Raw genomic sequence first — 19,380 nt, 5'->3', positions numbered from 1 at the left:
CGAATTGCCCCAAATTCTGAAATGCCAATTGACCTCCTTCTCGCCCCTGCCGCCGCCGGCAAAACCGCGCATTGCATTACGCGCATCCAAACACTGCGCCGCGACAATCCGCTCGCGACGATCTGGGTCGTCGCGCCGAATAGCGCCAACGTCACCGCGTTTCGCCGCCGCCTCGCGCACGCGGACGGTGCAATCGGCGTACACCTCGGCACGTTCTACACGCTCTACGAAGAATTGCTCGCGCAAGCCGGGCAACTCGTCGCGCGCCTCGACGAGCCGATCATTTTTCGCTTGTTGCGCGACCTCGCGGTCGAACTCCACACCGCCGGCGCGTTGCATTTTTTTGCGAACATCCATAACAAACCTGGGTTCTGGCGCATCTTGCACGCGTCCATCCAGGAACTGAAACGCGCGCGCATCACGCCGGAGAAATTTGCGGATACGGTGCGCGGGCGCGGCGCGCGTTTGGAAGAATTGGCGCGACTCTACCTCGCGTATCAGCAACGCTTGCTCGCTTCCGATTGGGCGGATGGCGAAGGTCAGGGCTGGCTCGCCGCGCTCGCGCTTGAAAACGATGCCAACCTCGCGCGCGGCTGGCGTTTGCTTGTCGTAGATGGCTTTGACGAATTCAATCCCACGCAACTTGAAGTTCTCCGCTTGCTTGCCACACGCACGGATGAAACGCTTGTCACCTTGACTGGCGATTCGCGTGAACGTCTCGCGCATCGCCGATTTCTCCGTGCGCGCACCGCCATCGAATCCACCTTGGCGCCTGGTCTCGCGGTTCCCTCATCTTCCACGCGCCCTGCCACGCCGCTCACCTATCTCGAATCTGCGCTCTTCGAACCAACACCCCCGCCCCGTTCAAAGTCGGGGGAGAGTGATGCAATCGAATTTATTGAAGCGCCCAACCGCGCCGAAGAAATTCGCGCCGCGTTGCGTTGGCTCAAGGCGCGCATCGTGCGCGATCATTTTGCGCCGGGCGAGGTCGCGTTGCTCGCGCGCAACAGCGAACCGTACCGCGCGTTCATCGAAGAGATCGCCGCCGAGTTTGGCTTGCCGATTTTTTTACGCGAAGGCGCGAACCTCGCGACGAATCCCGCCGTCGCCGCGTTGATGAATCTGCTCGCGCTGTCCGCACAAGATTTTCCGCGCCGACTCGTCGTCGAAGCGTGGCGCAGTCCGTATGCCAATTGGTCCGCGCAACGAATTTTACCGGGCGATGCCGAACGACTCGATGCCGCGGCGCGCTGGGGGCAAGTCGTGGCGGGCGTTGCGCAGTGGCAAGACACGCTCACGCGCCTCGCCGCGGCGCGGCGCGACGACGATGCCGCGGAACGCGAAGAGGAGCCGTCACTCACCGCGCCGACCGGCGCAATCGCCGCCGCGCTCTGGCAAAAGTTTCAGGCGTTCGCCGCGCGTCTCACGCCGCCAACCGCGGCGACCCTGCGCGAACATGTCGCGTGGCTCGAAGAACTCATCGGCGACGACCCGGTATTGCTGACCGAGTACGCGCGCGAATCGGACGCGAGTTTGCGCGTAGTTCATTGCGCGCGCAATCACGCGGCAACGCGTGAGCGCGATGTCGCCGCGTTGCGCGAATTCAAAAATGTTTTGCGCGCGCTCGTCTTTGCCGAGGCGGCGTTCGGCGCGGCGCGTCCGATTACATTTGCCGAGTTCTGGACGGAATTGCGCGGCGCGGTTGAAGCGACCGCGTACTGCGCGCGTCCGCCAGATGAAACCGAAACGATCCTTGCCGCGTCGGTCTTGTCGGCGCGCGGATTATCGTTCCGCGCCGTCGCACTCGTCGGTCTCGCCGAAGGCGAATTCCCGCGCGCGGCAACCGAAGACCCGCTCTTGCCAGAGACGGATCGCGCGGCGTTGGAACTCGCGCCGCGTCTCTCCGGCGATGAAGTGACGATTTTTTACGAAGCGGCGACGCGCGCGCGCGAAAAATTATTGCTCACGCGTCCCTATCTCGCCGACGATGGTCAGCCCTGGGAAGCATCGTCGTACTGGGAACACGTTCGACAATTGATGAAGGTTGCGCCGGCGCGTTCCGAAGATGCGCTGTCGCCGGAGAATGCGGCATCGCTGGCGGAACTCCTCACCCTGTTGCCCCAATCGCCTCTCCCTGCTTTTGGTGAATTTTACCGGGAGCGTGGTGAGGCGGTGCGACATGGCGCGTCCGTTCTGTCCGCTCGCATGGCGGACGAAGCGCGCGGAGAATTCGAAGGCGACTTGTCTGCATTGCACGCGCGGCTGACCCAGGATTTTCCGGCGACGCGTCCGTGGAGCGCGAGCCGGCTAGAAACGTTTGGCACATGCCCGTATGCGTTTTTCACCGCGTACGCGCTCGGGCTGGAGCCGCGTCCGCCCGCGCAAGCCGGTTACGACGTGCGCCAACTCGGTACGATGTACCACGCGATTCTCGAAACGCTTTATCGCGACGCGTCCGACCAGACGAATCTCGACGCGTTGCTTGCGGCATTGCCCGACATCGCGCGAAAAATTTTCGACGATGCGCCGGCGACGTACGGTTTTCGTCCGACCGAGTTGTGGCAACAACAGCGCGCGGAATTGGAACGCATTCTTGCCGAAACTGTGCGCGCGTTGAACGAGGCAAGCGCGGGCTGGCGACCGGCGCATTTCGAACTCGCGTTTGGCAAAGGCGAGAATGCGCCGTTGACTTTGTGTGACGAAAACGGCGAACAAATTCAAATGCGCGGGTACATTGATCGCGTGGATGTGAACGATGCCGGCGAGTTGCGCGTGCTGGATTACAAAGCCGGGTCATCGCCTATCAGCAAAAAAGATTTGGACGACGGCAAGCGCCTACAACTCGCGTTGTACGCGCTGGCGTTGCGCGATGCGTTGCAAATCGGCGAGCCGGTTGCCGGGTTGTACTGGCACATCGGCGCGGCAAAAGCGAGTAGTTTGAAATTGGAAAAATATCCGGGCGGCATCGGCGCGGCGTTTGAAACGGCGACAACGCACGCGCTCGCGCACGCCGCACGCGTTCGACGCGGCGATTTTGCGCCGCACGTACCCGAGGGCGGCTGTCCCGCTTGGTGCGCGGCAACCGCGTTTTGTTGGCGATATAAACCGAAGAAATAGAAATAGGAGGTTGGAAATTGAAAGTTAGAGTCCTTGAGTTGCGATCCAATTAATATCGTCCAACATCCAATTTCCAACCTCCGACATCCAAATTCCAAATTCCAACATCCAACACACATGTCTTCGATTCTCTCGCTCATCTCACTCGACCCGACCCAGCACGACGCGGTGACGCGCCGCGATGCCGACATTCTCGTAACTGCCGGCGCGGGGTCTGGCAAGACGCGCACACTCGTCGCGCGTTTTCTCGCGTTCGTCGAACAAGGCGCGCCGCTGCGTTCGCTTATCGCGATCACCTTCACCGATAAAGCCGCGCGCGAAATGCGGACGCGCATCCGCGAGAACATCGCGTACTGGCTCGCGTCCGAAGCGAATTCTGAGCGCGCGTTGTGGGAGTCTGCTTTTGCCGAACTCGAAAGCGCGCGCATCGGCACGATTCATGGTTTGTGCGCGGCGATCCTGCGCGCGCATCCCGCCGAAGCCGGGATTGATCCGGATTTCCAAGTGCTCGACGAAAATGCCGGCGCGGCATGTCGCGCGCAAGCGATTGACGCCGCGCTCACCTGGGCGGCAAACGACGCCGACGCCACCGCGCTGTTCGCACTTCTCAAAGAAAACGCGCTCCGCGACATGTTGACCGCGTTGATTGAAAAACGCTTGTCCGCGCGCGCGGCGTTTGCCGTCGCGAGCGAGCCGCGCGATGTTTGGGAAACTGCGCTCGCCCGCGCGGTGGCGCGGTACACCGAATCGCCCGAGGTACGCGCCGCGCTAACGACGTTGCGCGATTTGCACGCGCGTGGCGAATTGATCGGCAATGCCGGCAACAAACTCGCCGCGCAAATCGTCGCGCTCCTCGAGCGCTGGACGCGATTTGAAAATGCGGAGGATTGGGATGCGCGCTTGCGCGAACTGTTCGCGTTGCGCCGCGAAAACCTGGGAGGCAGCGCCGGCAGTAAAGGCGCGGCGAAAGACGCGGTCAAGGTTTTGCGCGAGACCTACGACGAGGCGCTCGATCCGTGGCTCGGCGGCAAGAATGCGAGCGATGCGATGCCGCGTTGGCAACTCGATCTGCGCGCGGCGGATGCTCTGCCACAACTCCGCCGCGCGTTCGATACGGCGATTCGCGAGTACGATGCGCTGAAAGCCGAACGTCGCGCGCTCGATTTTGACGATCTCGAAGCGCAGACCGTCGCGCTCCTCGAAAATAACGCGGACGTGCGCGTGCTTTGGCAATCTGAAACGCGCGCTGTCCTCGTGGACGAATTTCAAGACACGAATGATTTTCAACGCCGCATCGTCTACGCGCTCAGCGGTTTCCAAAATTCGCCATTCGCCATTCGCCATTCGCTTTTTGTTGTCGGCGATGGCAAACAAAGCATCTATCGTTTTCGCGGCGGCGATGTGACGGTGTTGCGCCGCGTGCAAGCCGATCTGGCGGCGAGCGCGGGCGCGGCGTTCAATCTCGATCTCACCTATCGCGCGCACAAATCACTCGTGGAACATTTGAATACGCTGCTCGAACCCGTCCTGGGTGGCGCCGATGACCCGGCGCGCCCCCACGCGATTCCGTTTTCGCCGTTGCGCGCGCATCGCGCGGAACCGCGCGCCGGCGTCTGCGCGCCGTTCGTCGAATTTTGTCTGGGCGTCGGAGAAAACGCGGCGGAAGCGCGCGCGGCAACTGCGAGCGCGCTTGCCGCGCGCTTGTGGCGTCTGCGCGATGAGGAACGAATCGAGTGGGGCGACATCGCGCTGTTGTTTCGCGCGTCAACGCATTTTGCGGATTATGAAGCCGCGTTCGAGCGCGCGAACATTCCATTTGTTACGGTTGCCGGCAAAGGTTTCTATGCGCGTCCCGAAGTGCGCGACCTGATGAACGCGCTCGCCGCGATTGCCGACCCGACCGACGACCTTGCGCTGGCGGGTGTGTTGCGCTCGCCGGCATTTGCCTTGAGCGATGGCGCGCTTTATCTGTTGCGGCGTGCGGGTGAAACCAAGCGATCGTTTTGGGCGGCATTGCGCGGCGATTTGACGTCGCTCGCGCCGGACGATGCAGCGCGCGCGGCGCGCGCACGCGAAATCCTGGGACGCGCGATTCAACTTGCCGGGCGCGTCTCGGTCGCCACGACGCTAAAATTTTTTCTCGACGCAACCGACTATCGCGCGATGCTGTGTCTCGCGCCGGATTCCGAACGACCGCGCCGCAACGTGGACAAATTGCTCGCCGACGCGCACACGAGCGGGCTGACGAGCATCGGCGAGTTTCTCGAGTACGCGCAAACGCTGCGCGATGTGGAAGCGCGCGAAGGCGAAGCGCCAGTCCAAGCCGGCGCATCGGTGCAATTGATGACGGTGCACAAAGCTAAGGGTTTGGAATTTCCGGTCGTCGTCATCGCGGATGCCGCGCACGAACCGCGCGCCGCACGTTCCTTTTTACTCGACGCGGAATTGGGTCCCGTCTTTACGGTCGCCGAAGCGCAAGAACATTCGGTGATAGATCTAATTGCGCGCTTGAGCGACCAGGATCACGCGGACGCCGAAAATCGTCGCTTGCTCTACGTTGCCGCGACGCGCGCGAAAGACAAACTGATCGTCTGCGGACATGGGAAACGCAAGACCGATGGCACGCTCACGCTCGGCGGCTGGCTCGATCCACTCGGCGCGTCCACTGGACTCGACACCGCGACGATTCCAGAGCCACTCACTACGCCGATCGAAATCGAATTGAGTGCGATGGAGACAAGTATCGGTTGCTTGGTCTCGCCGTTGATCGAAATCGAAAATCAAAAACATCGTCCTGAGCGAAGCGAAGAAGCGAAAATTGAAAATCCAATTTCCAACCTCCAACTTCCAGTTTCCAATTTCCAACCGCTCATCTCTCCCATCGTCGCGCCGGCGAGCGAACTGGCTGACGAAAAAATGCGCGCGCGCGAAGCCGAACCGCCGCCGCGCGTCTGGCGCATCGTGCCGATCGCGCAACGCCCGCGTGGACCTGCCTGGGTCATCGGCAAGTTGGTGCACGAAGCATTGCGGCGTTGGCGTTTCCCTGACCGCGCGGATTTCCATGAATTTCTGTTTCCGCACGCGCTCGCGGCGGGATTGACCGATCGTCTTGAAATTGGCGAAACAATTTCCGAGGCGCGACGATTACTCGAACGCTTTCAAAGGCACGAACTCTACGCGGAGATGAACGCGGCGAAACGCTTTCACGAATTGCCGTACACGTTTCAACGCGACGGTCAGACCGAGACAGGGGTGATTGACGTGTTGTATCGCGCGGGCGAAGTGTGGCACGTAGTAGATTTCAAAACCGACGATATTCGCGATGAGGAAAAGTTGAAGGAAAAAATCGCCGAGTATCGCGAGCAGGTCTTGCGTTATGCGGACGCGGTTCGCGCGCTGGTCGGCGCGATGCCGGCAACCCAGCTCTGCTTCCTCGACGTACGCGGCGAGATCAGCGTGGTGGTGTGCGGTAAAAGTTAGCTTGCCAAATTAGTTTCTGCCAATCGGGCAATTCGCAATTTGCTCATCCAAAATCCAAAATCGAAAGTCCAAAATTGAATCAATCATCTAACTACCCGACGACCGAACCACCTAACCAGTCCTGGCAACTTCTCACCTTCCTCTTCGCACTCGCGAATTTCCTCGAGGTCGCGGTTGTCGCGCATTTCGTCTTGTTCACGCCGGAATTTTTGCGCGTCATCGGTTTTACGCCGGACGAGATCAACGCGTGGACGGGACCGATTGCCGCCGCCGGTTTCGCGCTCGGCATTTGGTTCGTCCCGTTCTGGGGCGTGCTTGCGGATCGGCACGGGCGCAAGCCGTTGATCCTTCGCAGTTACTATGTCGAAGTCGCGGCGATGGCGCTCGCGGCGATTAGCAACAATGTGTGGTTGTACTTGGTCGCGCGCGCGCTCACCGGGTTTGCGCTCGGCAATACCGGGTTGATGTACGCGTCGCTCACCGAGGTCGCGCCGAAAAATCGCGTCGCGCTCGCGCTCGGACTTGTCAACGGCTCCGCGCCGATGGGTTCGCTCGTCGGCGGTCTGGTGGGCGGATTCGTTATCGCCCAGTTCGGCATCCACTGGCTTTTCGGATTGGATGCCATCGTGTCCGCGATCACCGCGATTTTGTTGACGGCGTTGTATCGCGAAACGTTCACGCCGAAACCGACGCCGCCGATTTTTACGATGCTGGGCGACGCGCTGCGCGCGGTGATTCACTCGCCGGTCGCCGTGACGATTTTCGCGATCAACTTGGTTTCGAACACCGCGACGTTTTTCGCGTTCCCGTACTTGCCGGTGCGGATTGGCGAACTCGTCGGCGAACGCGCCGCGCCGACGGCGATTGGGGTTACACAAGGCGTCGCGGGCATCACGACCTTACTCGGCTCGGCGGTGTGGGGCGCGTTGGCGGAACGCGCCGGGCATCGGCGTTTGCTCGCGGGGTTGATGTTTGCGGTGGCGGTTTTGTTCGTGCCGCTCTATCTCGCGCCGGATATGACGTCGCTCGCGCTCGCGTGGGCGTTGATCGCCGCGATCAATCCATCGGTGAGCAGTCTGATGTTCACGATCATCAGTCTCAACGTGCCCGCCGAAAAACGCGGCTCGGTGATGAGCATGATTTACTTGCCGTTGAACGTCGCGTTCGTGGTGGGACCATTCACCGCGTCATTCATCGCGCGCGGCGCAGAAGTACGCGATGTATTTCTCGCGTCGTCGTTCCTGGGATTTGTCGCGTTCGCGATTTTTGTCGCGAGCATGAGACGAACGGATGACCAGTTGGTCTAAGAGGGAATGTCAAAAAGTTCGCGAAACCAATTCGCGATGTCGGTGATCGTTTTAGGGCGCAATGATTCGCCACGCGCTTGACGCGCATTCTCTTCGGCGATACCAACACAAAAGAGGATTACTTGCTCAATGGGAAATGCAGATCATTGATTTCCGCGATTTGCATATCGGAAGACATTGATCCTACAACTTGGCGAGTCGCTCGAATAGCTCGCGATTCTCGCGCACGAGTTTTTCAGCGAAGGGAGTTGCGTTGTTGGCAAATCGTGAGGTTGTCAATGGTGGCTCGCCAGTTGGCGCTTCGGCTTGGACGCGAAGCCACGCTTCGACGGCTTGGACGACGAATGCGCGGACTTGGTGCGGCGAAATATGCCGGCGATCCAATTCTTGAATGACCGATTCAGGTAATTCGATAACTTGTTGAGACATGGTTCTCCTTGCAATTCAACGACTGAATTATAGGATACGGATAGTTGGTGCGCAACTGAATTGAAACCTGTGGTAGACGAATGATTCAACTCGGCAGTAAAATCGCGCTTGTCACCGGCGGTGGGCGCGGGCTGGGGCGCGCAATCGCGCTTGCGTTCGCGGACGCGGGCGCGGAGGTCGCGGTCGCCAGCCGCACGCGCGAGCAATTGGATGAGGTCGTCGGCGCGATTCAGGCGCAAGGTCGGTGTGGCTTGGCGATTGAAGCGGATGTGAGTGATAGCGCATCGGTCGCCAAAATGATCGCGCAAACGCGCGCCGAGTTTGGACGGATTGATATTCTCGTCAACAGCGCTGGCGTGGGTTGGTCGGAGAAAATTGCGGAGATGAGCGACGAAACGTGGAACTGGGTCTTGAGCACGAATCTCACCGGCGTGTTTTACGTTTGTCGTGAGGTCGCGCGTGTGATGACCGAACAGAAATCGGGAAGCATCATTAATCTCGCGTCGGTCGCCGGCGCGAAAGGCGTGTCTGGGTTTGGCGCGTACGGCGCGAGTAAAGCCGGGGTCATCAATTTGACCAAAACGCTCGCGCTCGAACTGGCGCGTTACAAGGTTCGCGCGAATGTGATCGCGCCCGGCTATTTTCGCACTGATATGAATTCGGCGGTTCTGGACGATCCAGACATTGGACCGAAAATTCTCAAGCGCATTCCGCTGCGTCGCGCCGGTGATCCGAACGAAATTGGCGGACTGGCGGTGTACCTTGCGAGCGATGCCGCGTCGTTCGTGACCGGCGAAGTGTTTTTCATCAGCGGTGGAGAAATGGCGCAGTAACGCGATGGCGGATGGCGGATGGCGGATTGCCAATGGCAATGGCGACGAGCGTTGCGCGATCCGGTGGGTGTAAATTTATGGGGAATGATTTGCGCGAACTTTTTCTTTTGCGTCCCGACGTGGTGTTTCTGAATCACGGTTCGTTCGGCGCGTGCCCGCGCCCCGTGTTCGAAGAGTATCAGCGTTGGCAGTTAGAACTCGAACGCCAGCCCGTCGAATTCCTGGGTCGGCGTTTCGACGACTTGATGCGCCAAGCGCGCGCGCGTCTTGCGGGCTTTGTGAACGCGGAAGCGGACGACCTGGTGTTCGTGCCGAACGCGACGACGGCGATCAACATCGTCGCGCGTAGTTTGCGATTGCAACCTGGCGACGAAATTGTGACGACCGATCACGAGTACGGCGCGATGGATCGGACGTGGCGATTCTTGTGCGAGAAAAATGGATCAGTTTATACACGCGTGCCGATTCCGTTGCCGGTGACGACGGGCGCGGATTTTGTCGAGCGTTTCTGGTCGGCGGTCACGCCGCGCACGCGCGTCGTTTTTCTCAGTCAAATCACCTCGCCGACCGCGCTGATTTTTCCAGCGCAAGAAATTTGTCGCCGCGCGCGCGCGCGTGGCATTATCACGATGATTGACGGCGCGCACGCGCTCGGACAGATTCCGCTTGATTTGTCAGAGATTGACGCGGATTTCTACACCTCGAACGCGCACAAGTGGTTGAATGCGCCCAAGGGTTGCGCGTTCCTGTACGCGCGTCGCGCAATGCAAGCGCGCGTCGAGCCGCTCGTTGTCAGTTGGGGCTGGCAATCGGAGCGACCGAGCGCGTCGCGGTTCATTGACGAGCAAGAGTGGATGGGGACGCGCGACATTGCCGCTTTTCTCAGCATCGGCGCGGCGATTCGCTTTTTCCACGAGCACGACTGGGAACGCGTGCGCGACGCGTGTCACGACCTTTTGCAATACGCCCGCGAACAAATCACCGCGCTCACCGGCTTACCGCCGCTCTGTCCGGATGCGCGTGAATGGTTCGCGCAGATGGCAAGGTTCCCGTTGCCGTCGTGCGACGCCGAATCACTCAAGCGCCGATTGTACGACGAGTTTCGTGTCGAAGCGCCCATCGTCACGTGGAATGGTTGTCCGGGGATTCGCGTTTCGATTCAAGGATACAACACGCGCGCGGATGTGGACGCGCTTGTTCATGCGCTCGCGGTGTTGTTGCCGCAGGTGATGCGATAACAAGAATTCTAGATTATCGCGTCCTTGCGACGACGAGTTTGTCTACGCCCGACTCCGCGCCCCACACTTCGCCTGGGCGACCCAGGATTTGGCGGACGTTCGCGGGTGAACTCGCGTGCGGAAACACTTGAAACGTTTCGCGCGCGGGATCAAAACGCACGAGCGCGTTGGTGCTCCATTCGGTGATCCACACCAGGTCTTGATCGTCCACAAACACTGCATACGCTTGTGGTCGCTCGCCCGGCAATTTCCACTCACGCCACTGCTTTGTCTCCGGGATGTACATTCCCACTTGTCCCACATTCCACTCACTCACCCAGATTCGCCCGCGCGAATCGGACCATACGCGGCGCGCGCCTTGTCGCGCGGTCGGCGATTCGATGACCGTCGCTTTGCCGGTCTGCATGTCAATGTGCGCGATGTGACTGCCCGCGAGTGACGCATAGTACACCTCGCCGCTCGGTGTTGTCGCGATGCCATACGGTCCCGCGCCGCGCGGCGCATCGAACACGTCTACTTTGCCGGTCGCCGGGTCGAGTCGCCCGTACACGCCGCCTTGCCCGGTAAACCACAGCACGCCGCGCTTGTCGAAAGTCGCGGTGTTGAGATTTGCGCCGCGTCGTTCGGCGGGCAATGGAAATCGTTTGACCTCATTTGTCTTGGCATCCACGCGGACAATCGCGTTCAAGCCGCTATCCGTAATCCAGGGCGCGCCGTCGGGACCTACGATGACGCCGTGCGGCGCGGAGCCATCGCCGAGTTTGGTGTGGCGTGTCGCGCCGGTCGCGGGGTCGAGCCAGCCGAGTTCGCCGGAACCTTGCGCGGTGTACCACACGCCGCCATCGAGTGCGGGTGCGACATCGTGCGGACGCGAGCCGCGCGGCGTCGGATATTCTTGCAGAGTGATTTGTGGCGCGCGTGTCGGCGTGATCGTGAGTTGTGGTGTTGGCGAAGGAAGCGGCGCGAGTTGCGTCGGCAGCGATGTCGCCGCGACCGGGCTAGGCGCGACAGGCGCGATTTCACTGCGGCACGCGGCGAGCAGGACGAACACGAACGTATACAGGCAAAAGACAAATCGCTTTTGCGACATGTGCACCTCCTTGCGGGGGATTGTAGCATCTTGGCATAGTGTCGTCAATCAATAGAAATCAGATGCCAGAGGACAAGTGTCCGTATGAAATCCATGTCCATTCCTGGGATATCTGGAAATCCGCTATGGCAGAGATGGATTAAACATCTCGTTGGTCTCATTTTGATTTCAGTTGTATCGGTCTCAATCGCCTATCAGTCGCGGCTGCCAACGAAAATTGATCTAGCGCGAGGCAATCTTCTCCTGACGCAAGGATTTTTCGGTCCGGATAAAGATGCACAACATACTTTTCGTTGGACGGGGAGAGACGCATGTATTCGGTTCATGAATATCGGGAAAGCGACGCCGATCCTTCTCTATATGCGGACGAACGCATTGCGTTATCAAGACCAAGTTTATATGACAACGATCACCGTCAACGGAACGCTGGTCGGCTCAATCACCAGGGCGGGTTGGAGAGATTGGTCTTTTTTGATCACTGACACTGTATCCTTACGTCCAGAGGAACTCGTCGTCGGTTTTCATTCAGCCGGTTTCGTTCTGAGCGAATTGTACCCGACGTCCATTGACACGCGCGAATTGGGAATCGCAGTGCACCGCGTTGAGATTCGTCCGCAGTGGGTTCCTCCAAACACGCTCCAAGACTGGCTAGCCCTTTTGACGATTCCTTCGCCAGGGCAACTGGTCTTTGCGATGACGCTCGCGGTCGGGCTGTATTGGGTGAGTCGCATTTTGGGCGCTTCGGCTCGACTGGCGTTTTTCTCCGGCTGTGTCATCATTTTGCTCATCGCAATTCAAACCGCGTTTTTCCGACTCGCGCAATTGGAGGTCGTACTACTTGCCGTGTTTGTGACGGGGATGGTTACGGCAGTGCGTGGCTGGGTTGGTTCGAGAGTGGGAACACAGTCGCAGATGCCGCGGCGACCTTCCATCACGGCATTAACGTACCTGAAGATAGGATCAGTTCCCAGGGCAATAGCCAGAGTTGGGGTAGGGATGCTCTTGATGTGGTACGTCATGCTTGGAATTCGGACCGAGTTGAATTTCCTATCCGTGATCCCAGTTCCTCAGGGACTGTTGTCTGACTTTAACACTTCTTATCTACGCGCGTTTCAACGCGCCGTGGCAGGCGACGACCCGTATGATATTCGTGGACACTCTCCATACCGCTTCATCTATCCTCCACCGGCGCTCTTTGTAATTGCTCTCTTTGCAAACATATTTCCTGAGGAACTGCGGGTCGCGATGTTCCTGGCAGTGCATCTTGCTTTGCTTGCCCTGATCCTTGTCGGAATCGCTCGGCGATATGGATACTCATTGAACCACATTTGGTGGTGGTTCCCTCTTGCATTTGCCTATGCGCCACTGTTGGAACTCGTACACATTGGACAAATCAATCTGATCAGCGTGTTCGGAATTTTCTTGATGTTCATCTACCAAGGGACTGCGCCGGCGGTTGCAGGCGTCGGAATGAGTTTGGCGATCTTGACCAAGGTAACCCCAGGATTCTTCTTGCTCTATCTGGCGAGTGGGCGCAGTTGGCACGCAATTTCTTGGAGTCTGGTCATCCTGACCGGCGCGCTCATCCTCACTGATCTCTATTTCGGCTGGAGCATTTTCAGCACATATGTGGATGTGTTCAGGAATTTGTTGGGTGAGTTTGTCGGTACTTCTCTGTCGCTCGTATCGGTCCTAGTATCTATTGGCTGGATTCAACAATCGGCATGGCAAGACGCGCAGTATTGGCTCGGCTTGTATCTGGGTGTGGTTTTCGTAATCAGCGCCGTCCTTTCATTTCGACTTGGTCAGCGCGAGCCACTGTTTCTCGTCCTTGGTATGGGATCCGTTGTGGCGGCTCACCAAGTCCATTATCACCACTATGTTTTTCTCCTGATTCCGATTCTGGTCTGGATGGCGTGGAGTCGTTTGCGCCCGGCGGTAGTTGCTTGGTGCTTTATCGGATTGACACTAATTCAGGTGGATAGATGGTATTGGACCCAGAATCTGTTGCCGCACCTTTTTGTCCATCTCAGTATCCTGGCGATTCTAGGATGGCAGATCGCCCGGTTTTTGAAGAAATCTGAATTGTCGCCAGACAGCCCACACTTACACTGATGGGCAAAGCGTCGTCAATCAATTGGGAACCCGGACCGAGTGTGCGTTGTATTATCAGTGAAACAATACGCGGTTCGATTCCACGCGCGTGGATAAACGATTGAACGACGAACAGACTTTGATCGCGCGCGCCCAACGCGGCGATGTAAACGCATATCAATTGCTCGTACGCGAGTACGAACAAATCGCCTTCCGCACGGCATGGCTCATTACGCACGACGAGCACGAGTCCGCCGATGCCGCGCAGGACGCGTTCGTGCGCGCCTTTCGCGCGTTGAATTCGTTTCGATTGGGTCAGCCGTTTCGTCCGTGGATTTTGCGGATCGTCGCGAATCAGGCGCTCAATCGCGTCAAGTCACAGCAACGACGCACACGAATGACGGAACGATTCGCGCGACAAGCACTGATGAATGAAGAAACGGTGTCACCTGAACATGTGACCGTCGCACACGAACAAGATGAACGCTTGCTCCAAGCGGTTGGTCGCTTGGACTCTGAGAGCCAGATGATTATCAAGCTGCGTTATTTTATTGAATTACCTGAAAATCAAGTCGCCGATGTGTTGCAGATTCCGCTGGGTACCGTTAAATCGCGATTGCACCGTACACTTGCAAAATTGCGCGAGGTGATTCGACGCGAGTTTCCCGATTTGGAGCCACTGGTCGGTGAATAGAAATCAGTTGGGTACGAAAAACGAATTTGAAAAACTAGAGTCGGCGTTGATTCGCGCCGGCGCGACTATCGCGTATCCCGCGACGCCCGCGCTGGCGACGCGAGTACGGGCAGCATTGGAAACACGGCAATCCGTGCGCGTTTTCAGATTATCGCGTCGCGCGTTCACACTCATCGCCGCGCTCGTTCTCGCCATCGCGATTTTGCTCGCGTTCCCGGACGCGCGCGAGGCGTTAGCACAGTGGCTAGGTTTACGAACGGTGCGAATCATTCCCGTCACCCTGACCCCGACGGTTTCGATCACCCAAACACCATCATCGTCAGGGACGCGAACGCCAAGCGGTCAATGTTGCGAAACGATCTTGGCAGACGCACAAGCGCAAAGCCGGTTCAAAATTCTTTTGCCGGCATCGCGCTTGCCAACACGCGTGTATTTGCAGAGCATTCCAGATTTTGGCGCGCAACAAGTCATCTTGGTTTTTGACGATGCGAACGCGCCCGCGTTCACGCTGTATCAGGCGACGAATTTTCTGTACGGCAAATTGGTGAGCGGCGGCACGGTGATCGAAGAGACCTCGGTCAAAGGACGACGCGCGCTGTGGTTATCGGGCGCGCCGCACTTGCTCGTCACACTCGATGCGACAGGCAAGCCGCGATTGGATAGCGCGCGTTCGGTCAACGCGAATACGCTCGCGTGGGAAGTGGGAGAGGTTACGTATCGGCTCGAAACGCCGTTGAGTAAAGACGCGGCAATTCGATTTGCCGAGTCGCTTCAATGACGAGTGCGAGTGTACTTGTTCCCGACTGTGACGCCCAGCCGGGAACTTTTCTTTTCTCACAGTTGTATAAGGAGTGTGAACGCGCAGACTGGTTCGAATGGAGAGCGAAAATGACCTGGTTCAAATCCAATTGGCGCTGGGCGGCGCTCAATCTGTTTGCGGTGTCCGTACTGACGGTCGTGTTGACGCAGGGAAGTACGGATTGGAGCGCAACTCACACCTTCGACCCTGAACTCGAGAGTGGCAAGTGGGCATTGCGTTTTCTCCTGATTTGCTTGGCGATGACTCCATTGAATTTGTATTTCGGGTGGAACAGCGCGAGCAAACTTCGCAAACCGGCGGGGTTATGGTCTTTTGGGTTTGCAATCGTTCACGTTGCGTACTATATTCTTGAGGACCAGTTATCCTGGCTAGTCTTTCCCACCCAGTTGTTTATTCTGCTGGGTCTACTGGGACTGCTTGTCCTGGGTGCGCTCGCCGTTACATCGAATCGCTGGGCGATGCGACGCCTGGGAAAAAACTGGAAGGGATTACACCGGCTAGTGTACTTTGCTGGCAACGCCGTTGCGTTTCACGCGATTCTCGCGACGACCGCGAGCAAAAAATTGGCGATCCGCGATCCGCAAGCGGTACAGGAACTCACTATCTATCTTGGCGTGTTGGTCATCCTGTTGGCGGTACGAATACCGGCGGTTCGTCGTGTACTAACCCGGATACTCGTATTGCCGCGTTCTCACCGTCAAGCCGACTTGCCAATCATTTCGATTATCGCGCCGTACAGCGCGCCAGAATACCCGCTGCAGATTTTCGCACGCGCGGAAGATATCCCAGGGAATGAATTTGTCACCAGGTTACCACTGGTGAAGGAAATGGACGACGCGTCAACCCGGCACGATGTGCCCGCGACGCGCTGAGAGAAATTGGAGGAGGAGCATGAAGCGTTTGACAATACTGATCTTGATCGCGTTCATTTGGGTGATTGCCGAGTTGGCGGCACAGCAAGAACCGCAATCAGCATTGGCGGGCGGATGGATCTGCTTTTTGTGTCATGGCGGATTCGAAGTCGCCGGCACTGACCTGGCTCCCGCGCTCGCCGGGAGCAAATTGACGGACGAAGAAATCCTCGCCCAAGTCCGTCGCCCGCGCGGCGTGATGCCCGCGTTCAGCAAAGAAGAATTGTCCGACCAAGCGATAAAGGATGGGTTTATCCAACCCTTTGTGCGCGGCATGCCGGCTGGGCGACCGACTATCGGCTTGGACCCGCAAACTCGTTCCATCGCGCTCGCGACGATTGCTGCCGTCGCGCAGGCACGCGCAACCGAGTACGCGCGTAGCCCTCGGGTGGGAGGCGCGGGCACACCAACACCAGCGCCGACGCCCACGCTCCTGGCTTTGAATGTAGCCACGGTTCGTGAATCATCGCTCGATCCGCGCGTACTTGCACTTGCCGGCGGCGTTCTCGCGCTCATCTCTCTCGGCGCGTGGTTCGCCACTCGGCGCTGAACGCGATGAGCGATGAAAACCTGGGTCGGTGAACGTGTCGACGTCCCAGATAATGATCACGCCTCACCCATTGGGTGAGGCGTGATTCGTATTGAACTCGTCGAACGTGCCTGCGCGAATCGCGTCGCGTACCTCGCGCATGAATCGCATCATCATTCGCAAATTGTGGAGCGACGCCAGCCGATAATAGATCAACTCTTTTGCGCGATGCAAGTGGTGCAGATACGCGCGCGTGAAATGTTGGCACGCGTAGCAATCGCACGTCGGGTCAATCGGCGAGGTGTCCATTGCGAAGCGCGCGTTCGAAATCGTGATGCGTTGCTCCGCGTTTGTCGCGATCTCGTGCGAGACAATGAGCGCGCCGTTGCGCGCCCAGCGCGTCGGCGAGGCGCAGTCGAACAGGTCAATTCCGCGCGCGACGCCGGCGATGATGTCTTGCAGTTCGCCGATGCCGAGCAGGTGCCGCGGTTTGTCGTCCGGCAAAAATGGAATCGTCCAATCGAGAATCGCGTGCATTTCTTTTTTCGATTTGCCGAGCGAGCCGCCGATGCACAAGCCGTCGAAGGGCAAACCGCCGATGACGCGCGCGCTCTCTTCACGCAAATCGCGGTACGCGCCGCCTTGCACGATGCCGAACAGCGATTGGTACTCGCGGCGCGTTTTGTGATGTTGTTCGAGCGAGCGTTCCGCCCAGCGATGGGTGCGTTGCAACGCCTCACGCGTGTACTCGGGTGAGTCGAGCGGCGAGGTGCACTCGTCGAACGCGACGACGAAATCCGCGCCGAGTTGATGTTGAATTTGCAACGAACGTTCTGGGTCGAGTCGCATGATCGCGCCGTCGAGGTGAGAACGGAATGTCACGCCGTCGTCGTCAATCCTGCAGAGAGGTATGCCCGTCTTTTGGGAAAGGGAGCGGGGGAGCGGGGGAGCGGGGGCGAGTTTCCCCTGTGCGCCTCTGCGCCCCTGCTCATCTGCAGTTTGTTCCTCTGGAAAAATATCCGCAATCTTCCCCACGCCATCGCGAATCGCCGCGCCTAACGAGAACACTTGAAAGCCGCCGCTGTCCGTCATTAGCGGACGTTGCCAATTCATAAACGCGTGCAAGCCGCCGAGTTGCGCGACCTTATCTGCGCCGGGACGTAACGCGAGGTGATACGTGTTCGCGATCAAAAGTTGCAAGCCGATGCTTTCAAGATCGTCCGGCGTGAGTGCCTTGACGGATGCCTGGGTCGCGACCGCCATAAAGTTCGGCGTCTCGATGTCGCCGTGCGCGGTGTGCAGAACGCCGGCGCGCGCGCGGGTTTGCGGATCGCGTGATTGAATGTCGAAGGTTAGGGGCATGAATGGAAACTCGGATTTAGGATTTGAGCGCGACGCGCAGGCGCGTATAAAAACGGCGGGCTTTGGCGCGGTTGCCACAATCGTTCATATCGCACCAGCGCCGGCTTTTATTCTTGCTTGTGTCCAAAAACAACCAGCCGCATTCGTCGTCACCGCACTGCCTTACTCTATCCAGATTGCCCATCGTTAGCAAATCCGCGGCGGAATGCGTGATACTCCAAAGCATTCGATCGAGTGCGATTTCTTCTTCCCAGCCCCACGCGAAATCGTTGCCATTCGAAATGAGGCGCGCATGTGCGAACGCGCGCGCGATGGCTTGGTTCAACAAGTCGAGGTCGCGCGATTGAGGGGATGCATCGTCGGCGCGCGCGACAAAAATTCGATAGAGCGCCTCGCGGAGCGCGACGGCTTGGCGCAGAACGTTGCGCGCGGCAGCGGGTCGGCGCGCGGCTTGAGCGAGCATCTGCCGCGCGGTTTGCGCGTCGAGGATGCCGGCATGGCGACTCCACGCGACGAGATCCGCGTAACTGGTCAGATGCTCGGAGGGATGATCGGTTTTGTGGTCGCCGACGGTGTTCGCAAAATCAAGGCACAGCGCGCCGCCCAATAACGCGAGTTCTGCGGCTTTTGACGAGTCTTCTTCCACGTTGTTCTTCTCTCCCCATGTACGCAAATAACTCAGCACGGCTTTTCAAAAGTCGGTTGACTCACTTGCCAACCTAACCCCCAACCCCCTTCGTTTATTGGGAAGGGGGCAGGGGGATGGGTCTGCAAATGACTTTTGAAAAACCGTGAATAACTCATAAAAAGGTATTGACAGCGGGTAGAACGTTTGTTATACTTGAACCGGCAAAACGATGATAGCAGGTTAGAGAGCGATTGTCAAGCGGGAGGGACGATGAGCGACGAAATGACCAAAGCCAAGTTGCTCGATGCGATGCGGACGGCGCGTACTGAATGGGAAGCCGTGCTCGCGCGCGTGGACGAAAGTCGGATGACGTTGCCGGCGCTTCACGGTGGGTGGTCCGTGAAGGATACTATCGGGCATGTCGCGTATTATGAACGATGGGTGCAGACCTGGCTCCAAGACGCGGTGCGCGGCAAGGTTACGCTCGGTACGCATCGCGATGGGCTGGAAGTGGATGCGCGCAACGCGCTCGTCTGGAACGACAATCGCGATCGCACATTGAGCGACATCCTCGCCGAATCGAAGGCGGTGTTCGACCGGCTGTATCAACTCGTCAAGCTGTTGCCGGAGGCGGACTTGCTCGCGCCGGATCTGTACAGTCGTTACACGATCCCCTTCTGGGGCGAATCGCGACCGCTGTGGAGATGTATCGAAGGCGATTCGTACGGACACTATCACGAGCACGCGGAAAATATCCGTCGCTGGCTCGATGGCGATAACCCGCACGCGGAAATCGAACCTGCGGAAACGTTCATCGCATCTGCCGCGACGAATGGATGACGAAAAAC

At 58.6% G+C, this 19,380-nt stretch carries 15 protein-coding genes; 11 read left to right on the top strand and 4 right to left on the bottom strand.

Going from position 1 to position 19,380, the window contains the following annotated elements; genetic code table 11:
• Window positions 1–21: 21 nt before the first annotated feature.
• The 3 genes from HY868_20590 (at window position 22) to HY868_20580 (ending at window position 7,904) form a co-directional block, all read left to right on the top strand.
• Window positions 22–3,117 carry a PD-(D/E)XK nuclease family protein gene (locus HY868_20590; protein ID MBI5304544.1) on the top strand — a complete coding sequence of 1,032 codons (3,096 nt, stop codon included), beginning with the start codon at window positions 22–24 and terminating at the stop codon, window positions 3,115–3,117.
• Between the two features lie 117 nt (window positions 3,118–3,234).
• Window positions 3,235–6,597: a UvrD-helicase domain-containing protein gene (locus HY868_20585; protein ID MBI5304543.1), complete on the top strand. Its 3,363-nt coding sequence runs from the start codon at window positions 3,235–3,237 to the stop codon at window positions 6,595–6,597.
• A 74-nt stretch (window positions 6,598–6,671) separates the two neighbouring features.
• Window positions 6,672–7,904 (top strand): MFS transporter, encoded by a 1,233-nt coding sequence (locus HY868_20580; GenBank protein MBI5304542.1) that lies wholly within the window; start codon window positions 6,672–6,674, stop codon window positions 7,902–7,904.
• A gap of 183 nt (window positions 7,905–8,087) precedes the next feature.
• On the opposite strand, the gene HY868_20575 is transcribed toward HY868_20580, so the two are convergent.
• Complete coding sequence (locus HY868_20575) at window positions 8,088–8,333, bottom strand: hypothetical protein (GenBank protein MBI5304541.1); 246 nt, start codon at window positions 8,331–8,333, stop codon at window positions 8,088–8,090.
• Between the two features lie 80 nt (window positions 8,334–8,413).
• Here HY868_20575 and HY868_20570 point away from each other — a divergent pair, with 80 nt between their 5' ends.
• On the top strand, window positions 8,414–9,166 hold the full coding sequence (locus HY868_20570) for an SDR family oxidoreductase (GenBank protein ID MBI5304540.1): 753 nt from the start codon (window positions 8,414–8,416) through the stop codon (window positions 9,164–9,166).
• Between the two features lie 77 nt (window positions 9,167–9,243).
• Window positions 9,244–10,404, top strand: coding sequence for an aminotransferase class V-fold PLP-dependent enzyme (locus HY868_20565; protein ID MBI5304539.1), 1,161 nt, complete (start codon window positions 9,244–9,246; stop codon window positions 10,402–10,404).
• 13 nt (window positions 10,405–10,417) lie between these two features.
• Here HY868_20565 and HY868_20560 read toward each other — a convergent pair whose 3' ends face one another.
• Window positions 10,418–11,335, bottom strand: a complete 918-nt coding sequence (locus HY868_20560) for a lyase (protein MBI5304538.1) — start codon at window positions 11,333–11,335, stop codon at window positions 10,418–10,420.
• Window positions 11,336–11,578: 243 nt separating this feature from the next.
• On the opposite strand from HY868_20560, the gene HY868_20555 reads away from it, so the two are divergent.
• The 5 genes from HY868_20555 to HY868_20535 all read left to right on the top strand — a co-directional run bounded on the left by HY868_20555 (window position 11,579) and on the right by HY868_20535 (window position 16,563).
• Window positions 11,579–13,609 carry a DUF2029 domain-containing protein gene (locus tag HY868_20555; protein MBI5304537.1) on the top strand — a complete coding sequence of 677 codons (2,031 nt, stop codon included), beginning with the start codon at window positions 11,579–11,581 and terminating at the stop codon, window positions 13,607–13,609.
• Between the two features lie 100 nt (window positions 13,610–13,709).
• Entirely contained in the window at window positions 13,710–14,282 is a 573-nt protein-coding gene (locus HY868_20550; protein MBI5304536.1) for a sigma-70 family RNA polymerase sigma factor, read from the top strand.
• On the top strand, window positions 14,275–15,060 hold the full coding sequence (locus HY868_20545) for a hypothetical protein (protein MBI5304535.1): 786 nt from the start codon (window positions 14,275–14,277) through the stop codon (window positions 15,058–15,060). The genes HY868_20550 and HY868_20545 overlap by 8 nt, the downstream gene beginning before the upstream one ends.
• 110 nt (window positions 15,061–15,170) lie before the next feature.
• Window positions 15,171–15,974 carry a ferric reductase-like transmembrane domain-containing protein gene (locus tag HY868_20540; protein ID MBI5304534.1) on the top strand — a complete coding sequence of 268 codons (804 nt, stop codon included), beginning with the start codon at window positions 15,171–15,173 and terminating at the stop codon, window positions 15,972–15,974.
• Window positions 15,975–15,993: 19 nt separating this feature from the next.
• Window positions 15,994–16,563: a cytochrome c gene (locus HY868_20535; protein MBI5304533.1), complete on the top strand. Its 570-nt coding sequence runs from the start codon at window positions 15,994–15,996 to the stop codon at window positions 16,561–16,563.
• Window positions 16,564–16,626: 63 nt separating this feature from the next.
• On the opposite strand, the gene tgt is transcribed toward HY868_20535, so the two are convergent.
• On the bottom strand, window positions 16,627–17,904 hold the full coding sequence (tgt, locus tag HY868_20530) for a tRNA guanosine(34) transglycosylase Tgt (protein MBI5304532.1): 1,278 nt from the start codon (window positions 17,902–17,904) through the stop codon (window positions 16,627–16,629).
• A gap of 16 nt (window positions 17,905–17,920) precedes the next feature.
• Window positions 17,921–18,550 carry an ABATE domain-containing protein gene (locus HY868_20525; protein ID MBI5304531.1) on the bottom strand — a complete coding sequence of 210 codons (630 nt, stop codon included), beginning with the start codon at window positions 18,548–18,550 and terminating at the stop codon, window positions 17,921–17,923.
• Window positions 18,551–18,802: 252 nt separating this feature from the next.
• On the opposite strand from HY868_20525, the gene HY868_20520 reads away from it, so the two are divergent.
• Complete coding sequence (locus HY868_20520; GenBank protein MBI5304530.1) at window positions 18,803–19,372, top strand: ClbS/DfsB family four-helix bundle protein; 570 nt, start codon at window positions 18,803–18,805, stop codon at window positions 19,370–19,372.
• Window positions 19,373–19,380 lie beyond the last annotated feature (8 nt).

Source organism: Chloroflexota bacterium, assembly GCA_016219275.1.
Classification (GTDB): Bacteria; Chloroflexota; Anaerolineae; order UBA4142; family UBA4142; genus JACRBM01.
Note: the sequence above shows the minus strand (reverse complement) of the source record. Positions and strands in the feature narration are given on the sequence as shown.